This is a genomic window from Gemmatimonadaceae bacterium (genome assembly GCA_035633115.1).
In the GTDB taxonomy this organism is placed as follows: domain Bacteria; phylum Gemmatimonadota; class Gemmatimonadetes; order Gemmatimonadales; family Gemmatimonadaceae; genus UBA4720.
Genome location: DASQFN010000048.1, coordinates 1 through 2282 on the forward strand (window position 1 = coordinate 1; position 2282 = coordinate 2282).

The following is a 2282-nucleotide window of genomic DNA, read 5'->3' on the forward strand; positions in this document are numbered from 1 at the left end:
GGGCCCCGATAGGGCGTGGTGGGCCAATGACGACAAAGCCGACCGAATCTCGACTTCCAGCTACAGCGGGGTCAGACGTACCGCACGTTACGTGATGCTGCGCGACAACGTACGACTCGCGATTGATGTCTACCTTCCCGACGAACTTAAAGCTGGCGCGCGCTTGCCATCAATCTTAGAGCAAACGCGCTATCGACGTTCTTTCGAGTTTAAGCCGGAAGTCCGAGAGGCTATGGATCGGCCTCCGCAGAAGGTCACAGAGTTTGTGACCCGTGGGTACGCCTACGTGATTGTGGACGTACGCGGCAGCGGCGCATCGTTTGGCAGCAGACGCGGTGAACTACTGCCGTTAGAAGTCAGGGACGGCAAGGATGTAGTTGACTGGATCGTCAGTCAGCCTTGGTCCAACGGCAGGGTCGGGGCGACGGGCGTGTCTTACGTCGGCACGACCGCAGAACTGCTGCTTGTTAACCAACATCCCGCGGTCAGAGCCATCGTCCCGCAATTCTCTCTATTCGACGCCTATCAGGACATTGTGTTTCCGGGAGGCGTCCAGCACACGTGGTTCCTTAAGGTTTGGGCGCAAGTTGTCAGCGCAATGGACCGGAACGTCACCCCCGAACAGCAGAGCCAGCAGATACTAGGAGTGCGCCCGGTTGAAGAAGACTCAGATAAGGCGTTACTCGCCCAAGCGTTACGCGAGCATGCAATGAACATAGATGTACACGCCGAGCTTGCTCCGCTCGTCTACCGGGACGACCGGGCTCGCGGAGATTGGACGCTCGAAGAAATTAGCCCAAAGTCTTACGTCCGTGAGCTGGTCGCTTCTCGCTCCGCGATTTATAGCTACAGCGGCTGGTACGACGGAGGCTACCCACGCTCGGCCATCAATCGTTTCTTGACGGTCCGGACCCCGGGTAGTCGTCTCGTGCTTGGCCCATGGAACCACGGCGGTCGGTTTTATTTCAGCCCAGCGAACGGCCGACTGAATTCGAGCTTCCCGCACACGCTGGAGCTTCTCCGATTTTTCGATTATCACCTTAAGGGAATAGAAACCAGCATTGTTGATGAGCCTCGCGTGCACTATTACACGATGGGCGAAGAGCGCTGGCACTCGGCGACTACGTGGCCTCTGCCGCAGGCGCGGAAGCAGACGTGGTTCTTTGCCGATGATAATTCACTCAGCAGGGCGCGCCCGGCGGCGGGAAAAGTCTTTGACACCTACCGCGTCGATTACACCGCCGGCACCGGCAGCCTGTCGCGGTGGAACACGCTCGTCGGCGGCGGCCCCGTTGACTACGCTGACCGCAGCGCGGAAGACCGTAAGCTCCTTACTTACACTTCAGCACAGCTTGAGCATGACATGGAAATTACCGGGCATCCGGTCGTGACTCTCTTCGTCAGCTCTACCGCCGACGACGCCCAATTTTTCGTTTACCTAGAGGACGTGGACGAAGCGGGCCGCGTCCGCTACGTTACAGAAGGCCAGTTGCGCGCTTTGCATCGTAAGCTCAGCACAAGTCGTCCGCCTTACAAGACGGCTGTGCCGTATCGAACATTCCTGCGGCGGGACGCCAGGCCGTTCGTGCCAGGGCAGATCACGCAGCTTACATTCGACCTGCTCCCGACCTCCTACCTTTTCCGCAAAGGACGGCGGGTGAGGATCGCTATCGCCGGTGCGGATAGGGACCACTTCGACCCGCTCCCCGGCCCTCCGCCGACTGTTCAGTTCTACCGCGGTGGCGCTTATCGTTCGCGGATTGATCTGCCTCTGATCCCGCGTCGGCAATCACGTTAAGCGGGGCGCACGCGAGCGGGACTGACAGACCTTAGCAGGCTGCTGAAAAACTAAGAACGATCCACGAAAGCACACGAAGCGGCACGAAAAGAGCCCTTTGTTCGAGTCATGTATGTGCTTTGGTGGATCGTCTTGAATGACCCCTTTTTCAGCAGCCTGCTAGGTTCATATCGCCTCGACTAAGTACGCGGTCTCATAAATATACTAACGTATCGGAGCCCTTTGGAGCGCGGAGGCACGCGGAGCGCGACACCGCTTTGGATTCTCGATTTGACTAAATGGAAGCACGACCAGTATCCAAAGCGCCGTCGCCGCTTCGCTTTGCCGGTCGCACTCCAAATACGTCGCCGTCATTGCGAAGGGCAGTACTAATGCTCTGCCGCCTGATATGCGGAAGTTCGCGCAGATCGGAAAACTTCCGTGACGCTCACTGAAACAAAGGCTCTCATTCTTCACCGTCTTCTTCCTCTGGTTTGAGGTATTC

The 2282-nt window shown here is 57.9% G+C and carries 1 protein-coding gene; it reads left to right on the forward strand.

Features of this window, described 5'->3' with window-relative positions; translation table 11 throughout:
- On the forward strand, positions 1-1798 hold a 1798-nt coding region (locus VES88_07080; GenBank protein ID HYN81247.1), incomplete at its 5' end, for a CocE/NonD family hydrolase.
- Between the last annotated feature and the right edge of the window lie 484 nt (positions 1799-2282).